Below are 16,153 nucleotides of genomic sequence, written 5' to 3'. Positions count from 1 at the left end.
TTATATTATTTTTCAAATTTAGATTTTTCAGGCAAAATGGCATTAAATGCCTGTTGAATTTTTATCATCATTTCATCAAAATTTTCAACATTGTCATCACTTATGCAGATTTCTTTATATTTTTTTTCTTTTATAAAATTGCAAATTTCATCAATATTAGTTTGCTCTGTTAAATTAAAAAGCATTTTCATACTATTATTTTGTGGATAAAAATTTCCACTATAAATTTGCCAATATCTAAAAAGCCATTGATTTACATCGCCAGGTGTTCGAAATTTAGATTTCATTGTATTAATCAAAACTTTATTACATTTGTTCCAAACTTCTTCAAAAGTAGATTTTATAAAAGGTTGCGGTAAATGTGGATTTGTTAGAACATAAAATCTATGAGTTTTTTCATAAGGTAGCACTATTAAAGTTTTAAACATTTCAAAGCCATATTTATAATTAAACCATTTGAAAAAATTACTTTTAATTGATTTATAAAGGCTAAAATTTTTATGAATTTCAATCATATTGTTTAAAACAAAATGGTTAAAAAAATCAGCTCTTGGCAAATTTAAAATAGCACAATCACAAGGCAAGTCATTTTTAAAGAAAAATTCTTTTTTTACAAAATCAGTTAAAAAGAAATCATCGTTAAAATATACAAAATGTTCGGATAAATCTTTTATATTGTGCATATAAAGTTCGATAGGATGAGAACTAAAAACTGGCAAATACTCACTTGGAATATAATCGCAATGCCGAACAAAATTTAGTTTTGGTGCATCTAAATTTAACCATTTTGGAATTTGCCCATTTGTAATAAAATGCACCTTTCTAACCCACGGAGCAAAATTTTCAACTCCTCTAAACCAGTATTTTAAAAGTCCATTATCTCTATATCTGATATTTCTTATATCTATTTGTTTGTTTTTTGGACAATGTTTATTAAATTCTTTTATCCACTCAGAATCGCTTCCATCTACCCATGGAATTACAAAATCTATTTCCATGTTTCTACCTTTACAAAATCTCATCAGCTACTTTTAGAGCAGCTATTATCGTATCGTCCATATCGAAGTATCTATACATACCAAGTCTGCCACCGAAAATCACTTTGTTTTGGGTGTCGGCTAGGGCTTTGTATTTTTGATACAACTCGCTATTTTTAGTGTCATTTACAGCATAATATGGCTCATCGCCCCTGCTCCATGTTTTTGGATATTCGCGCGTGATGATTGTTTTTGGCCCAGTGCCGAATTCAAAATGCTTATGCTCGATTATGCGTGTAAATGGCGTTTTATCGTCAGTATAATTAACAACTGCGTTGCCTTGATAGTTTTCGCACTCCAAAACTTCGCTTTCAAATTTCAGGCTTCTATATTCTAATTTACCGAATTTATAATCGAAAAATTCATCTATCATGCCTGTAAATACAACTTTATCAGCCAAATTTAATAGGCTATCTTTTTCGTCAAAAAAGTCGGTATTTAATCTAATTTCGGCTCCTTCAAACATTTTTTCGACCATTTTTGTATAACCGCCTATCGGAATGCCCTGATAGCGGTCATTGAAGTAGTTGTTATCAAAAGTAAATCGCACAGGAAGGCGCTTGATGATAGAAGCCGGTAGCTCGGTGCATTTTCGCCCCCATTGCTTTTGCGTGTAGCCTTTTATCAAAATTTCGTAAATGTCCTTGCCAATGAGCGAAATGGCTTGTTCTTCTAAATTTTTTGGCTCATTTCCATTTAAAGCCATTTTCATTGCTTTTGCTTGGCTTTCTATGCGGTTTTTGGCGTCATCTGGCGTGATAACATCGCTCCAAATTTGATGAAAAGTATTCATATTAAATGGCAGGTTATAGAGTTTGCCGTTAAAATTCGCAATCGGCGAATTTATATAGTTGTTAAATTCTGCAAATTCCTGCACGAAATTCCAAATTTCTTTTTCGTCCGTGTGAAAAATGTGAGCGCCGTATTTATGGACATTTATGCCGTGAGTTTCCTCTGTATAGATATTTCCTGCGATATGATTTCGCTTGTCTATGACAAGGCATTTTTTGCCTTTTTTAACCGCTTTGCTAACTATGGTTGCGTTAAAAAGCCCTGCACCGACGAATAGAAAGTCGTAATGTTTAGTCATTTTGGTTACCTTTGAATTTTATTTTAATGTGTTGAAATGTAGCAATTAAAAAATCATCTTTTAATAAAATTAAAAATATAAAGTATATAAAAGTTCCTATGCAAATTTTTAATATTATAGATATCGCTTGAATTATTTGTATCTTAATTTCAATGCAGCAAACAAACATTATAACACTAGCAAAAATATAATTTCTTGCATTTTTAAAAATTTTCATAATTTCAAAATCTTTTCTAACAAAATAAAACTGAGTAAAAGTTACGCAAAATTCTGCCACTAATGTCCCAACAGCCGCACCAAGTGCGCCATAAGTTGGTATTAAAAGCAAATTTATTAAAAAATTTATCGCTGCACCTACTAAAATAGAAATAGTAAATTCTTTTTGTCTTTTTGTCGGCAAAAGATACTGCATACCTATGACATTACTTAGACCTATTAACAAAAGTATGGGAGACATAAGACACATTAGTATCGCTACTCTCTCAAAACCATTGCCGAAAAATATCGGCACAAAATCATCGGCAATAATAAAAATGCCAAATATCATAGGAATAGATAACAAAAATACAAGCGAAAAAGATTTTTCTAAATATTCTTTTATCTTATCTGTTTCGCCGCCTGCGAAAAAAGAGGCGATTCTAGGTAGCATTACGGCTCCAAGAGCTGTGATGATAGTAAGCAAAATTTTTAAAATTCTTTGAGCTTGATCATAAAAGCCAACTTCTGATTTATCATCTATAATAGCACCAATCATAGTTTTATCAAGCACGGTATAAACCTGAATAGCAATCTGTGGTATAAATAGTGTAATGGTTGGTTTAATATGTTTTTTTATATCCAAATTTACAAATTTGCATTTGTTTAAAAATTTAGGCAGATATAGCCACAATGTTAAATTTCCAAAAATTATGCCAAAAACATATATAAAAAAATAAATACTTAAATCATCGCTAGATTTTACAAATATAAATATACACGCAACGCTTATTAGCTTTACTATTGTATTTCGTATGACGACTTTTTTAAATTCTTCCAAGCCTTGAAAAAACCAGCTAATATCGATAATCGCCGCAAACATTTCCAACAACAATATTTTATAGTAAATAGAATATTCGTTGATTTTATATACAAATAAAATGTAAAAAATAACAATGGAAACAATCATAGATAAAAATCTTAAAATCAAAAGCTCCCAAAAAAGTTTTGTATATGCTTCCTTGTCGTTTTGAACAAAGGCTATTTCTCTTTTGCCATATAGCGCGATACCAAGCGAACCAAAAAGTATAAAATATGTCGAAATCGATAGTGTAAAACTATAAATTCCTAAATTCTCAGCTCCTAAAACCCTAGCTAAATATGGAATAGTTATAAGCGGTAATAAAATTACTAAAATCTCATAAGAAAGATTATAGATATAATTTTTTACCAAAGATTTTTGCATAAATTTTAGTCCTTGATTATCTTTGCTAATGCGTTTTTTAAGAATTCGCCGTTTCTTATCTTCTGCGAAAAAACTTTTACGCTATCTAGCATTTTAGCGTATTCTTCATCGCTTATATTTTTAAGTCTATCTTCTAATTCATACAGACTATCAACGGCTATGCCTAGATTGTTTTTAACTATAAATTCACTAAGTGCCGCTTTTTTCCAAATGATTACCGGCAAACCAGCGGCTATATACAACGAAGTTTTGTGCGGATTGTTAAATTTTAAATATTCACCCCATGCACCATTGCATTTATCAAGGGCATTTCCGTCCCAAACCAGACCAAAAGAACCTTCTAAATTTGGTATTAGTTCATCAGGTAAGAATTTCCCCTTGTATGATATATTTTCACCTAAACATTTATCGTCAAAATTTGCACCGTAAAGATTAAAATTTACATTTTTTAGATTTTTTAACTCCGATAAATATCCTGCCTTTTTAGGTTCTAAATTTCCTGCTATGATAATACCTGAATTTTTTTCTACTTTTGCCAATAATCCATCGTATATGTAGTCAAAAATTTCTAAATTTATTATTTTGTTCTCATCTGCTCCTAAATTTATAAGCTCTTTTGTCATTTTTGCATTATGAGAAATTATATATGTGGCTGATTTTAATACATTTTTATCTCTCAAAAAAAATCTAATTTTTTGTAATAAATTGGTATTTGTATCAAATTTTCGCCTAATTGAATCCAAATCATGAATAAGTATTATTATATCTAGTGAACGATTATATTGTTTTAGTATTTTATCTAAATTAATACATGCAATAGTTAAAGGATATTGTATAAAAACGCTATCTTTATCAAACAATTTACTTAATTCTTTTTGAAAAATTTTACTATTTTTTTTATATCTAAAATAGTAAAATAACTTTAAAATAGTGTTTTTTGCATTTGGTTTTTTTGTATTAACTGGTAAAATGTTGAAGTTAAGATTTTTTAATATTTGGATTGTATCATTTCGTGCTTTGCTTCCTGCATTATATTTTGTTTCACAAGAGTTCAAATTTTCTATAATTAAATGTTTCATAAAGTATTCCTTTTTATTAAAATTTTAAATAAAAGATACATCATTAATATAACTACAATGTAGCCAATTGACATGATTTTAAAGAAAAATACATCATCAATGGAAACATTAAAAATAGGTGAATATAGTAACGCGAACATAAATATAAAAAAATTTTGTTTATTTTTAATGAATTCAAAGAATAACCTATAAAATAAACCTATCATAAGTGCAATAAAGTATAACCCAAAATAACCAAAATCTCGATGGTAACGTCCTATAAAAGTATATACATTACCACATGTTTCATTAAAACACACAAAATCTAAATGTGGCGAAAAAACAGTAGAAATATTTATAAATTTTGATAAAAATGTATAAATATTATAAAAAGAATGTTCGCCAAAATAGAAATTTTGAGCGTTGCTATTTATTAAATATTCATCAAGAGACGGTATTGACATACCAATATAAAATCCAATGTGATGCAATGGATCATTTGTTATATGGGTGTATTTAAAGCTACCTAAAAAAATAAAAAATGCTAGAAAAATTATGAAACACAAGAAGGCATTTTTTATAATTTTAATATGACATTTATAGTTCCAATTATTTTTTTGAAAATAAAAACAACTGCCTATGATTATCCAAAAGGCAATTAAAAAAATTAATTCTAATCTATTTCCTTCCAAAGTTATATTTATTATATATAGAATGGAAGGAATAACAAAAAGTATATTTTTTTTATTATAAAAAATATACTTATACAAAAACATAAAAGAACAAATATAAGCAAAACAATATGAAAAATTTTTCAACCAAATTGCTTTTTTATCAAAAACATCACCAAAACCTTTTGCTTCTTTTGCTTCTAGTATTATATTTTCACCAGATATTGCAAACCCTTTTAGTGCATTATAATAATATATTAAAGTAAAAATTTGAAATACCAATATTAACAATAATTTTTTATTACTTATATCCAATTTTGGTAACGCTTTATAATCAAAATTTATATGTTGTTTTTTTGAAAATAAACTCAGTGCAAAAGCTTCGCCGAGTGCTACTGCAAAAATCGTACTAGTAATTACAAATGTCGTTAGTTCTCCTATGGGGTGTCCCCAATTTTCATTTAATACTGCAACAAATTCAGATAGCGAAAACATTAATGCAACTATAACACTAGGCGAAAGTATGTTTTTATTAAATAAAATGAAAAACAATATCGCTTGTAATAGCGTTAGAAAAAATAAAATGTAAATCCAATCAAACATTATTTTTTATTCTATTTTTTATATTTTGCATTGTTATTTTTGACAGCACCCAAAATACACCCAAAACACCACCTAAAAATGTCACAATCGCTACAATTAAAAGTTTTTTAGGTTTTACCGGTTTTTCATTTGTAACGATTAAATCATCTTTTATGACGACATTACTTAAATTTTGCTTAGCCAAACTAGCCTGCAAAATTTCTTGTTGCGTTTTTAACTTGATGATTTCATCGCTTTTTTCATCGATTTTGTTTAATATATCCGTTTGCGAAGCGACCAAATTTTCTTTATCTTTCAAAAGATTAGGAATTTTTACAAATTCGCTATCGTGCAGATCATGCTCGAATTTTTGTTTTGTCGTCGTGGTCGCACTCATATAGCGATTTCGCAAATCATTTAACCGCTCTTTTAAAATAATTGCGTTATTTTGATTTAAATTTGGATTTTTTAGCTCTTTTTCGATATTTTGCATTTCATTTTCTAAATTCGGAATTACCTTATTTATAAGCTCATCATAAGCTTTTTTGTCATTTGGCAAGACCGTATTTTGTAAATTTGCGATTTCTTTGTCTTTATTTGGCATAAAAATCGTATCTATTTGATCGCTTTGAAGTTGTAATTTTTCTATATTATTTTGCAAAAATTTTATCCTAATTTCCACATTATGAAGTTTGTTTTCTACATTTCTTTTGCGTGTTTGCACATCTTCACTGTTGGCTTCTTGCTCTTCTTTAACGATTTGATTTATCAAAGCGATGGCTTCGTCGTTGCTTTTGCCCATAACTTCAATGTCTAAAAAGTCTTTTAGGTTGTTTTTTGTGCCACTTATTTTAGCAGGAGCTATCTTTTCTACAAATGCACTCTCTTTTGGCTGACCTTTTAAAGCGTCGATATATTTGCTTTGAATTTTATTTATTATCATATCGGCTTCGACTAAAAGCTCTTTTTTATTTTCTTCTAAATTTTTGTAGTAAGGCACCGAAATTCTAGCCTTTGCGCTATACCACGGCGTGGCGATTATAGTGTATAAAACACCCAAAGCAAAAAACGCTAGTGTAATCACAATAATGCTAAATTTGCCCTTCCAAATTTTACCTAACAACTCAAAAATATCGATTTCATCGTTTTGAGAATTGGCTGAATTCATTAAATTTTCACTCATTTGTTTTCCTTATAAAATTAACAATTTCAATTATTTTGAAATCTTAAAAAGTTTCAATTCTATCGAAATTAAACTAAATTTTGAATAATTTCACAAAATTTTAGCTTTTACGAAAGCTTATGAGAGTATTCCTGCGCTGCGGATTTAGAAAGTTTTAATCCGCGTTGATTTTTATCTCACCATACGAAATCTCGGTAAAAATTCGTGAGGTTTTTTTGTAAATTTCATCGTCATCTTCGAAAGGCAAACTATCCGCCATTAGTAAATTTCTCCCCAAATTCATCTCGTCTAAAATTCCAATATACCCAAGCACGGTGGTAAAAGTATCAAACGAAGTGCCTTTTTTGTCTATAGTTATGGTGCCGTTTATGTCATCATCTAAAATCATAAAAAGGTTTTTTGAATTCTGCAATTTTTTGCCGTGTTTATCGCGAGAATAAAAAAGCGGGTGATCGTTTTGCAAAACTATAATAGTGTCTTTGCTAAATTCCGAAGCGCGAATTTTATCTATAAATTTGCCGACTAAAAAATCGGTGCAATGCGCTGCTTTTTGCATTTGGCTATCGTTGGCAAATGGCAAATTTTCGCAACTTTTGGATAAAAATCCATTTGGCGCGTGAGTTCCTATCGTCAAAAGCGTTTGCAAGAAATTCTTTTTTTCTTTCGAAAGGCGCACGAAATCCTCCCACGCGATTTCTAGCATATCATCATCATTTACGCCCCACTCGTTTAGGCTTTTTTCGCCAGATTTTAGAATTTCGTTTTTGCCTTTCATTTCATCGTATTTGCGGTGTTTTAAAAATTTTTTTGTATCTTGAAATGCCAAATCCGCACCCTTCATAAAATACAGATAATATCCTTGCTCTTTTAAAATATCGCTGGCGCATTTGATATTTTGCGAAAATTTCTCATCATCATTTTTGCCGAATACAAACATATAATTTAGCGCGCAATGCGATCCAAAAAGCCCTTTTAGCGTAAATTCAGTATCGATTACCTGCGTGGTGTTTGTAAAGTCGATTTTGTTAGTTAGGGCGGATAAATTCGGCGTCAAATTTGGATAAATTTTAGAATTTAAATAATCCCTATCAAAACTTTCCAAATAAATATAGACTATATTTTTATTTTTTGTCGCTTGTTTGGGCTTAGGAACAGCGACAAAAGGATAAACGGCTTTTTTAAATTTAGCCACAGGCGGGTTGTAAATTTCATAAAGCTCTTTTGCGTTTATGTAAAGTGGATTTGTCAAAAAAGCCGTTATGAAAAATATCGCAAAAATCGGTATAAATTTGATATTTTTGATAAGTTTTGGCGAAATTTTTTGGTAAAAAATCACGCAAAAAAGCAAAATCGCCAAAACCACGCAACCAAGAAGCGCGAGCTCTTTTGCAAAGGTCGAAAACGGCGCGCCTTGCAAAGATGTTTTTATAAATGTAACGACATAAAATCCAAAATGTTTACCAAGATAAATCAGCAAAATCGTATCAAAAACAAAGGCTAAAATATACACAAAAGCTCCCACGCAAGCAACGCCCAAAAGCCATTTTTTGTGTAAAAATTTAGCCAAAAAAAGTGAAATTATAAAGCAAAGCAACGAAGCGTATGTCATTTTAACCTTTTTATGTAAATTCGCGCAAAATATTTAAAACGCCGAATTTTAGCAAATCCTTGTTTAAAATTCTCAAAATTTTATCTTTTTGCGCTACAATTCAAATTTTACAAAATTTCAAAAGGATACAATCATGATCAAGACTTGCTTATTTCCTGCTGCGGGGTATGGCACGCGCTTTTTGCCAGCCACAAAATCGCTACCCAAGGAAATGCTCCCAATCCTTACAAAACCACTAATTCACTATGGCGTAGATGAGGCATTAGAGGCCGGCATGGATAATATGGCATTTGTCACAGGGCGTGGAAAGCGCGCTTTGGAGGATTATTTCGATAGAAGCTATGAGCTAGAAGACCAAATCAAGGGCACTAGCAAAGAGTATTTGCTAGATGATATTAGAAATTTAATGTCATCTTGTCAGTTTTCATTTACCCGTCAAGAGGATATGAAAGGGCTAGGACACGCGATTTTCACAGGCAAAACTCTCGTTAGAGATGAGCCATTTGGCGTAGTTTTGGCTGATGATTTGTGTATAAACACCGCTGGCGAAGGCGTGCTAGCGCAAATGGTTAAAGTTTATGAGAAATATCGTTGCTCAATCGTAGCCGTAATGGAAGTAGAAAAAGAAGATGTCAGCAAATACGGCGTAATCGCGGGCAAAAGCATCAGCGATGATTTGATTATGGTTAGCGATATGGTCGAAAAACCAGCCCCAAAGGACGCCCCGTCAAACCTAGCGATTATTGGCAGATACATACTTACACCTGATATTTTTGATATCATCGAGCGCACACCAGCTGGCAAAAACGGCGAAATCCAAATCACCGACGCGCTTTTGGAGCAGGCCAAAAACGGCGTCGTAATGGCGTATAAATTCAAGGGCAAACGCTTTGATTGTGGCTCTGTGGAAGGCTATGTCGAGGCGACGAAGTATTTTTATGAAAAAGAATTTGCAAAGAAAAAAAATGATAAAAAATAAACTTTTTTTTACCAAAGCCAAAAACGACGCGCTAAAAAATGTCGCTTTGGCGCTAAAAGATGAATTCGAAGGTGGCGAGATTGGGTATTATCATCTACCAGATAGCGGCGAGAGCGCGATTACGCAGGCTAGCGAGTTTTTAGCTGGCAAAAATTTTAGCGCTGTCGTAGTCGTGGGAATCGGCGGTTCGAGCGTGGGCGTAAGGGCGTTTTACGAAATGCTACGCGAAAAAATAGAGCCAAATTTAAGATTTGAAATTTTGGATAATTTAGACGATTTTAGCGTCAAAAACGCCTTAAATGGGCTCAAATTTAGCGATACGCTCTTTATCATCTCGTCTAAATCTGGCACCACAATCGAAACCATTTCGCTATTTAAGGTCGTTTTAGATGAATTTGGCGCGCAGGATTTGAGCCGTAATTTCATCTTTATCACAGATCCAAATTCGGCGTTAGAAACCTACGCAAAAGCTCAAAACGCCACCGTGATAAATATGCCAGCCAGTGTGGGCGGGCGATTTAGCGTGCTTAGCGCAGTCGGCCTCGTGCCAGCTCTCGCTCTTGGGCTTGATGCGCGCGCCTTGCTAGCTGGCGCGAAAATGGCGCAAGAAAGGTTTCTAGGCGAAATCCTAAACGGAAATTTCGAAAATTTAGAAAATAACGAAGTCGTGCAAAAAGCCCGCCACTACGCCACTCACAAAAACGCCACAATCAATGTGATTTTTAGCTATTGCGACAGGCTCAAAGCCTTCAACGACTGGTATGTCCAGCTCTGGGCGGAGAGTATCGGCAAAAAAATCGGCTACACGCGATACGGGCTTACCCCGGTAGGGTTAGTTGGCTCGCGCGATCAGCACAGTTTTTTGCAGCTTATCATGGACGGCGTGAAGGATAAGACAGTAACATTTATGAAGCTAAAAAACTCCGGCACATCGCGAAAAATCCCAAATTTGAGCTTGGAAAATTTGGCTAGTTGCGACTTTGTAAATAATCTAAGCTTGGAAAGTGTGCTAAATTTCCAGTGCGACGCGACCGCACAGGCTGTGATAAATGAGGGCGTGAGCGTTGATGTCATCGAAGTGGGCGCGCTAGATGAGGCAAACGCTGGATTTTTGTTTTATTATTTTGAGCTGCTAACTAGCGGGGTTGGGGCGATTTTGGGTGTGAATACCTACGACCAGCCGGGCGTTGAGGCAGGCAAACGCATACTAAAATCAATGATTTTAAATAGATAATTTTTTGAAATTTAGCGCATTAAACAGCTCCTTTCGATGACGATAATCTATCATTGCGCTTCGCAAGCCGGGGGATACTGCCCCGATACGCAAACCATTGTCATTGCGAGAATTTTTTGAAGTGTTCGCTATTGTCATTGCGAGGAGCGTTAGCGACGAAGCAATCCAGGGAAATTTCCTTGCCTTTCATTTGTCATTGCGAGAAACGGCGCAAGCCGTTTCGTGACAATCCACGAGCCTAAACTACCATGCGCTCTAATCCCTGTCATTGCGAGGAGCGTTAGCGACGAAGCAATCTACGAATTTTAAAATTTACAGACGCTGAATTTGCTGTCATTGCGAGCGAGTGTAACGAGCGAAGCAATCCAGAGAAATTTCCTTGCCTTTTATTTGTCATTGCGAGAAACGGCGCAAGCCGTTTCGTGGCAATCTACGAATATAAAATTTCGGCGCAGTATTTTTACAGAATTTCAAAAATTTAAGTGGAATTTTGCTTTAAATTTTACTGGATTGCTTCGCTATGCTCGCAATGACAATCAAGCGGCGCGCAGTCGCTGTCGTGGCGAAAATTTGCTCTATCCAAACCCCATATTTCAGCGAAATTTTCGAAATTTATGAGTAAAATTTAGCCCAAATTTGGCAAGGAAAATTTATGAGAAATCCATTTCACTCCCTCAAATACCGCAATTTCAGGCTTTATTGGATTGGCATGAATCTCTCATTAATCGGCTCGTGGATGCAAACAATCGCGCTTCCTTGGATTGCGCTCACGCTCACGCGCGACCCCTTTAAGGTGGGGCTTGTTAGCCTCGCGCAGTTTTTGCCCTCGCTACTATTCACGCTATTCTCGGGTGTTTTGCTCGATCGCTTTGACAAGCTTCGCATACTTTTGTGCGCGCAAATCGGTATGATGATTATAGCGTGCATTTTCGCCTTTTTAGCGTGGTTTGAGGCGTTTAGCTTCGCAAACATTTTCACGCTCTCTCTCATAAACGGCGTATTTACGGCGTTTGACTCGCCCTCGCGCCAAGCCCTCGTGCGCTCGCTCATCGCTTCTAGCTCCGAGCTTCCAAACGCAGTCGCGCTAAATTCGATCTCTTTCAACCTAGCCCGCATCACAGGACCTGCGCTTGCTGGGCTGATAATGGCGCACTTTGGCGCGAAATGGTGCTTCGTGATAAATGCTATTAGCTTTTTAGCCGTCATTATCTCGCTATTTTTTGTCAAAATTTCCGAGCCCGCAAGCAAAGTGTCGCGCTCAAATTTAAGCCCCCTAGCGCTCATCAAACAGGGCTTTTCGTATATGCTTTCTAAAAAAATTTTAAGCGAAATTTTGTTTATTGTGCTGATTTTATCAACCTTCATACCTAATTACAATATCACAATTTCAGCTTTTGTGAAATTTGATTTGGCTCAGGGCGAGCGGTATTTTGGGTATTTGATGTCGATTTTGGGGCTTGGGGCGCTGTGCGGGGCGCTAGGAGTAGCTAGTTTTGGGAATTTGTCGCTGAAATCTATCCGTATTTGCGCCGTGCTTGTGTGCGTGATCTGCGCGCTGGCTGGGGCTGTGGCGAGCTTTGCTTACAATGCCACGCTAATTGCGCTGCTTGGATTTTTTTTCGTTTTGACAAACTCGTCGATGAACTCGACCGTGCAAATGCACACCAGCAACGAATTTCGCGGCAGGATAATGAGTATCTACACTCTATTTTTCTTAGGAAGCACGCCATTTGGCGCGCTTTTTGCGGGGTTTTTCACGGATAAATTTGGCGCGAAATTCGGCTTTTTTATCAGCGGATTTTGCGCGCTAATTTTGCTTTTGGCTCTGTTTTATCTGCGTAGAAATAAATCAAAACCTACTTAAATGCTATCTTTAAATTTGCGCTTAAAATTTGGGCAAATTCGTCGAAATTTGGCAGGTCGAGCTTGGCTTTTCGCATTTTTTTCCCCCACATACTCTCAGGGAAAAAGCTGTCGTTTTTAAACCTAGCTTGCAGGTGAATATGGACTTTGGGCACATAGTTTGCGAAGCTTGCGATATTGATTTTATCGGGGTTATAGAAGTCTCGCATGCTCCTTTCGCACTCCAAAACAGCCGCCCAAAGGTGTGCAATCTGCTCGCTTGGCAAATCCGTAATCTCCTTCGCCTTAGTTTTGGTGAAAATTTTAATCCACGGGATTTCGCTCTCCTCGCGCTCGATAAAAATTATATCATCTTCGTATATCATATTTTCTCCTTATAAAAATATGGAATTTTAAACAAAATTTAATTAAAATCGCGTAAAAATTTAAAGGAAATCTGTGAAAATCGCCGTTGTAATCTATGATAATTTCTCACTTTTAAACCTAGCCCAAATTTTGAACGCCCTAAGTGCTTGCCAGCACAAAGTGCGAATCTATGCGCTCAAAGAAGTCGTGCAAAGTGCGCAAAAAGCCTGCGTGAGGGCTGATGTCAGCGACGATAGCCTCTATGGAAACGACGCCGTGATCGTCTGCGACGGAGAGTGCGAGGATTTGGTGTATAACTCAATCTTTACCGCCTGGCTTCGCTCCGGCGCAATGGCGAAAAAACTCGCATTTTTTGGGAGTGCGCACTCGCTTGCCAAGATAGCAAAATTTGAAAATTTCAGCCATTTTGAAAACTTCGATGAGGCAAAATTTCTCGAATTTTTAACGGATTAATTTTTCTTTTTTATCCCTACGATACGCGGGCGAATTATGATTTCGCTCAAATTTGATTTGGTTTTATACGCCTCGTAGGCGAAATTCGCAATCTCGTCTGGGTCGATATAGGCGCGCTCATCACTGCCAGGCTCGAAGCGCAAATCCGCAAAAAATGGCGTTTGCGTCATATCGGGGCTTATGCAAGTTACGCGCAAATCCTTGCGATACTCTTCAAACAAACATAGCAAAAACGCTCGCAGTCCCGCCTTAGAAGCCGAATACAGCGCGCTAAATCGCGAGTGTCTGTGCGCCTCGATCGAAGCAATGCCGATGATATGGGCGTGCGAGCGTCTAAGCGAATTGATTAGCGCATTTAGGATTATCAAATTTGCGCTTAAATTCACGCTTATCACGCGCGAAATCTCGTCCCCACTCACTGCCTCGAAAGGGTCGAAATTCCCCACGCCAGCGCATAAAATCACAGCATCGAAGCTCTCTTTGCTCAAATTTGCTAGCTCTTTTTTAAGCAAGGCAGTATCCTCAAATCTCGAATTTAAGGTTACAATTTCAAAGCCGTTTTGGCTAAATTTCCGCGCTATCGCACTGCCGATCCCGCCACCTGCGCCCGTAATCAACGCTTTTTTCATAGATTTTCCTTTATTTTGCGCATATACGCCTCTTTCATCGCGCGCTCGAATTCGTCGTTGCTGGCAAACTCGCGCCCAAAAACCTCGCCCCAGAGCGCCTCGTCCTCCATGCAAAGATAAAAAAACACCTTTTCATGCCACTCTTTTAGGCTTTCATAAGCGAATTTAAACATTTCTTTTTTTATCTCTTTGGGATATGAAATTTTGCCGTTTGCCTGCGAAAATGGCATTTGCAAAATTTTGCTTTTTAGCCCTCTGGCGCGCAGTTTTTTGATAACTGGTTTTATAAATGTCAGCGTGCCAAAGGATACTAGCGCCACACTACTAGGGTCAAATTCGCGCACCAATCGCGCAAAAATCGCGCTGTATTCATCACGCCAACCTTGAAAATAAATCATCGGGTGAAAGTGAAATCCCACCAAAATGCCCTTTTGCGCCAGTTTTTTGGCAGCATTTAAGCGCTCATCTAGGCTAGCGCTGAGATGTTCTTCATTTTCGATAATGATTTGCGGATTTAGCGAAAATGTCACGATGATGTTGCGCGAAATGTCGTTTTGCAAAAAAAAGGAAATGTTATTCGACTTGCTTTTAAGCTCCAAAATCACATTTTCATGCGCTCTGGCGAAGGAATTTAGCGCGCTTAAAATACCGAAATTATCGCCCCACATGAGCGAATCCGAGCTCTGACCTGTGCCGATATGATAAATTTTATCGCTATCAAGGTGCAATTTCGCTAGATTTGCACCAAAATTTTCATCAAACCCCACGACGCCGTTTTTGTAAAACGAGCCAATCGCGCAATACGAGCAGTCAAAACCACACGAATTGACCGCATCGAGCGTGAGTAGATTGCAGCAGCGCGTCCCCTCGCTAGCGACAGGACAGCGACCAAGGGCTAGCTTTTCGCCCGCAAAACGCGATATTTCGTAGCGTTTGGGCGTGTAGTGCGAAGTGAAATTTTCATACGCAGGCGGGCGCGATTTGATTAGCTCATACGCGGATTTTATGCGCGCGAAAACCTGCTTGCAAGCGTGGTTTGAGGCGGGTTTGGATTGTAAATTTGGCTCTGAATTTACGCTAGAATTCCCGCTAAAATTTGCGTTAGAATTTTCGGCGAAATTTGCGTTAGAATTTCCGCTGAAATTCGAAGCAAAATTTACGCCACGATTTTCGCCAAATTTCGCTATTTTTAAAATTTCCCCCACATTTTCGCCCCAAGCCTGCAAATCAGCGCAAATTTCGGCGATTTGTTTGCGCTCTTGGAAGCTAAAATGCCCTGATAGAAAAAATTCGCGCAAAAGCTCGCTATTTTCGGCGTTTAGTGCGAGTTTGAACTCGTCATTTATTTCACTCATAACTCTCCTATTTTTTCCGCATGCGCCCTAAGTAGCGCACAAGTGTTAGCTTTGTCGATTTTAGCGTCGATTAAATGGTCGCTTACGACCTTGTAGATTTTAAATTTCACGCCAAATTTAGCGCAAATTTCTTTGAATTTCGCGCTCTCCATATCGTATAAACTTATCGTGGGCGCCGAAATTTTCGTAGTTTGCGGGGCGCTAACGCAGATTAAGCTCGCCCCTTTTGGCGCACTGTTTTCGTCCCACAAAAACCCCTCGCCGACACCGATTTCATCGCTATTGCAGCCACAAATTCCAAAATTTATGGCTGTTTTGGGGCTAAATTTTGCCAAAATTTCACCAAAAATTTGTGCGTTTTCGCCGTTTTTACCAAAGCCCACACCGCAGATAAAAAGCAAAATTCCCTCACCTAGCCACACATTGACGCTTTTTTCGCCAAAACTTGCGCCACTCTCGCCGAATTTAACGCTACTTTTTTTTAGTCTAAATCTCTCCACCAGACCCTGCGCCTCGGACTTCGTAGCGCACACGAATACTCTCATAAACTCTCCTAAATCTCGCATTTTAGCAAGCCAAGGCTAGAAAAAAGCTAAATTTGAT

The 16,153-nt window shown here is 36.5% G+C and carries 15 protein-coding genes; 4 read left to right on the top strand and 11 right to left on the bottom strand.

What is annotated here, in order from left to right:
* Positions 1-5: 5 nt before the first annotated feature.
* The 7 genes from OFO10_RS02400 to OFO10_RS02370 all read right to left on the bottom strand — a co-directional run bounded on the left by OFO10_RS02400 (position 6) and on the right by OFO10_RS02370 (position 8,671).
* Positions 6-998 (bottom strand): Stealth CR1 domain-containing protein, encoded by a 993-nt coding sequence (locus OFO10_RS02400; RefSeq protein WP_270865943.1) that lies wholly within the window; start codon positions 996-998, stop codon positions 6-8.
* Between the two features lie 10 nt (positions 999-1,008).
* Positions 1,009-2,127: a UDP-galactopyranose mutase gene (gene glf, locus OFO10_RS02395; RefSeq protein WP_270865942.1), complete on the bottom strand. Its 1,119-nt coding sequence runs from the start codon at positions 2,125-2,127 to the stop codon at positions 1,009-1,011.
* Complete coding sequence (locus OFO10_RS02390) at positions 2,120-3,568, bottom strand: flippase (protein WP_270865941.1); 1,449 nt, start codon at positions 3,566-3,568, stop codon at positions 2,120-2,122. The genes glf and OFO10_RS02390 overlap by 8 nt, the downstream gene beginning before the upstream one ends.
* Before the next feature lie 5 nt (positions 3,569-3,573).
* On the bottom strand, positions 3,574-4,647 hold the full coding sequence (locus OFO10_RS02385) for a hypothetical protein (RefSeq protein ID WP_270865940.1): 1,074 nt from the start codon (positions 4,645-4,647) through the stop codon (positions 3,574-3,576).
* Positions 4,644-5,900, bottom strand: a complete 1,257-nt coding sequence (locus tag OFO10_RS02380) for an O-antigen polymerase (RefSeq protein ID WP_270865939.1) — start codon at positions 5,898-5,900, stop codon at positions 4,644-4,646. Before OFO10_RS02380 ends, OFO10_RS02385 begins: the two co-directional genes overlap by 4 nt.
* On the bottom strand, positions 5,893-7,062 hold the full coding sequence (locus OFO10_RS02375; RefSeq protein ID WP_270865938.1) for a Wzz/FepE/Etk N-terminal domain-containing protein: 1,170 nt from the start codon (positions 7,060-7,062) through the stop codon (positions 5,893-5,895). The genes OFO10_RS02380 and OFO10_RS02375 overlap by 8 nt, the downstream gene beginning before the upstream one ends.
* 154 nt (positions 7,063-7,216) lie before the next feature.
* Positions 7,217-8,671 carry a sulfatase-like hydrolase/transferase gene (locus tag OFO10_RS02370; RefSeq protein WP_270865937.1) on the bottom strand — a complete coding sequence of 485 codons (1,455 nt, stop codon included), beginning with the start codon at positions 8,669-8,671 and terminating at the stop codon, positions 7,217-7,219.
* Positions 8,672-8,804: 133 nt separating this feature from the next.
* Here OFO10_RS02370 and galU point away from each other — a divergent pair, with 133 nt between their 5' ends.
* The 3 genes from galU (at position 8,805) to OFO10_RS02355 (ending at position 12,748) form a co-directional block, all read left to right on the top strand.
* Positions 8,805-9,650: a UTP--glucose-1-phosphate uridylyltransferase GalU gene (gene galU / locus OFO10_RS02365; protein ID WP_270865936.1), complete on the top strand. Its 846-nt coding sequence runs from the start codon at positions 8,805-8,807 to the stop codon at positions 9,648-9,650.
* Positions 9,637-10,884 carry a glucose-6-phosphate isomerase gene (locus OFO10_RS02360; RefSeq protein ID WP_270865935.1) on the top strand — a complete coding sequence of 416 codons (1,248 nt, stop codon included), beginning with the start codon at positions 9,637-9,639 and terminating at the stop codon, positions 10,882-10,884. The genes galU and OFO10_RS02360 overlap by 14 nt, the downstream gene beginning before the upstream one ends.
* 652 nt (positions 10,885-11,536) lie before the next feature.
* Positions 11,537-12,748: an MFS transporter gene (locus OFO10_RS02355; RefSeq protein ID WP_270865934.1), complete on the top strand. Its 1,212-nt coding sequence runs from the start codon at positions 11,537-11,539 to the stop codon at positions 12,746-12,748.
* Here the strand turns inward: OFO10_RS02355 and OFO10_RS02350 are convergent.
* Positions 12,741-13,112 carry an HIT family protein gene (locus OFO10_RS02350; RefSeq protein ID WP_270862986.1) on the bottom strand — a complete coding sequence of 124 codons (372 nt, stop codon included), beginning with the start codon at positions 13,110-13,112 and terminating at the stop codon, positions 12,741-12,743. The two genes, OFO10_RS02355 and OFO10_RS02350, sit on opposite strands and share 8 nt — an antisense overlap.
* A gap of 73 nt (positions 13,113-13,185) precedes the next feature.
* Between OFO10_RS02350 and OFO10_RS02345 the strand changes: the two genes are divergently transcribed.
* Complete coding sequence (locus OFO10_RS02345; RefSeq protein WP_270865057.1) at positions 13,186-13,566, top strand: hypothetical protein; 381 nt, start codon at positions 13,186-13,188, stop codon at positions 13,564-13,566.
* Here OFO10_RS02345 and OFO10_RS02340 read toward each other — a convergent pair.
* Genes OFO10_RS02340 through OFO10_RS02330 form a run of 3 tightly spaced genes read right to left on the bottom strand, consistent with a single transcriptional unit; the run spans position 13,563 to position 16,095 of the window.
* Positions 13,563-14,195, bottom strand: coding sequence for an SDR family oxidoreductase (locus tag OFO10_RS02340; RefSeq protein WP_270865933.1), 633 nt, complete (start codon positions 14,193-14,195; stop codon positions 13,563-13,565). The genes OFO10_RS02345 and OFO10_RS02340 overlap by 4 nt on opposite strands.
* The gene (locus OFO10_RS02335) at positions 14,192-15,550 is read right to left on the bottom strand and encodes an SPL family radical SAM protein (RefSeq protein WP_270865932.1); all 1,359 of its coding nucleotides are present in this window, start codon (positions 15,548-15,550) and stop codon (positions 14,192-14,194) included. Before OFO10_RS02335 ends, OFO10_RS02340 begins: the two co-directional genes overlap by 4 nt.
* A complete protein-coding gene (locus OFO10_RS02330) occupies positions 15,547-16,095 on the bottom strand; it encodes a hypothetical protein (RefSeq protein WP_270865931.1) in 549 nt (182 codons plus the stop codon). Before OFO10_RS02330 ends, OFO10_RS02335 begins: the two co-directional genes overlap by 4 nt.
* Between the last annotated feature and the right edge of the window lie 58 nt (positions 16,096-16,153).

This window comes from Campylobacter sp. VBCF_06 NA8, from assembly GCF_027737825.1.
In the GTDB taxonomy this organism is placed as follows: Bacteria; Campylobacterota; Campylobacteria; order Campylobacterales; family Campylobacteraceae; genus Campylobacter_B.
The sequence above is the reverse complement of the archived record's forward strand: the minus strand, read 5'-3'. Positions and strand labels throughout refer to the sequence as shown.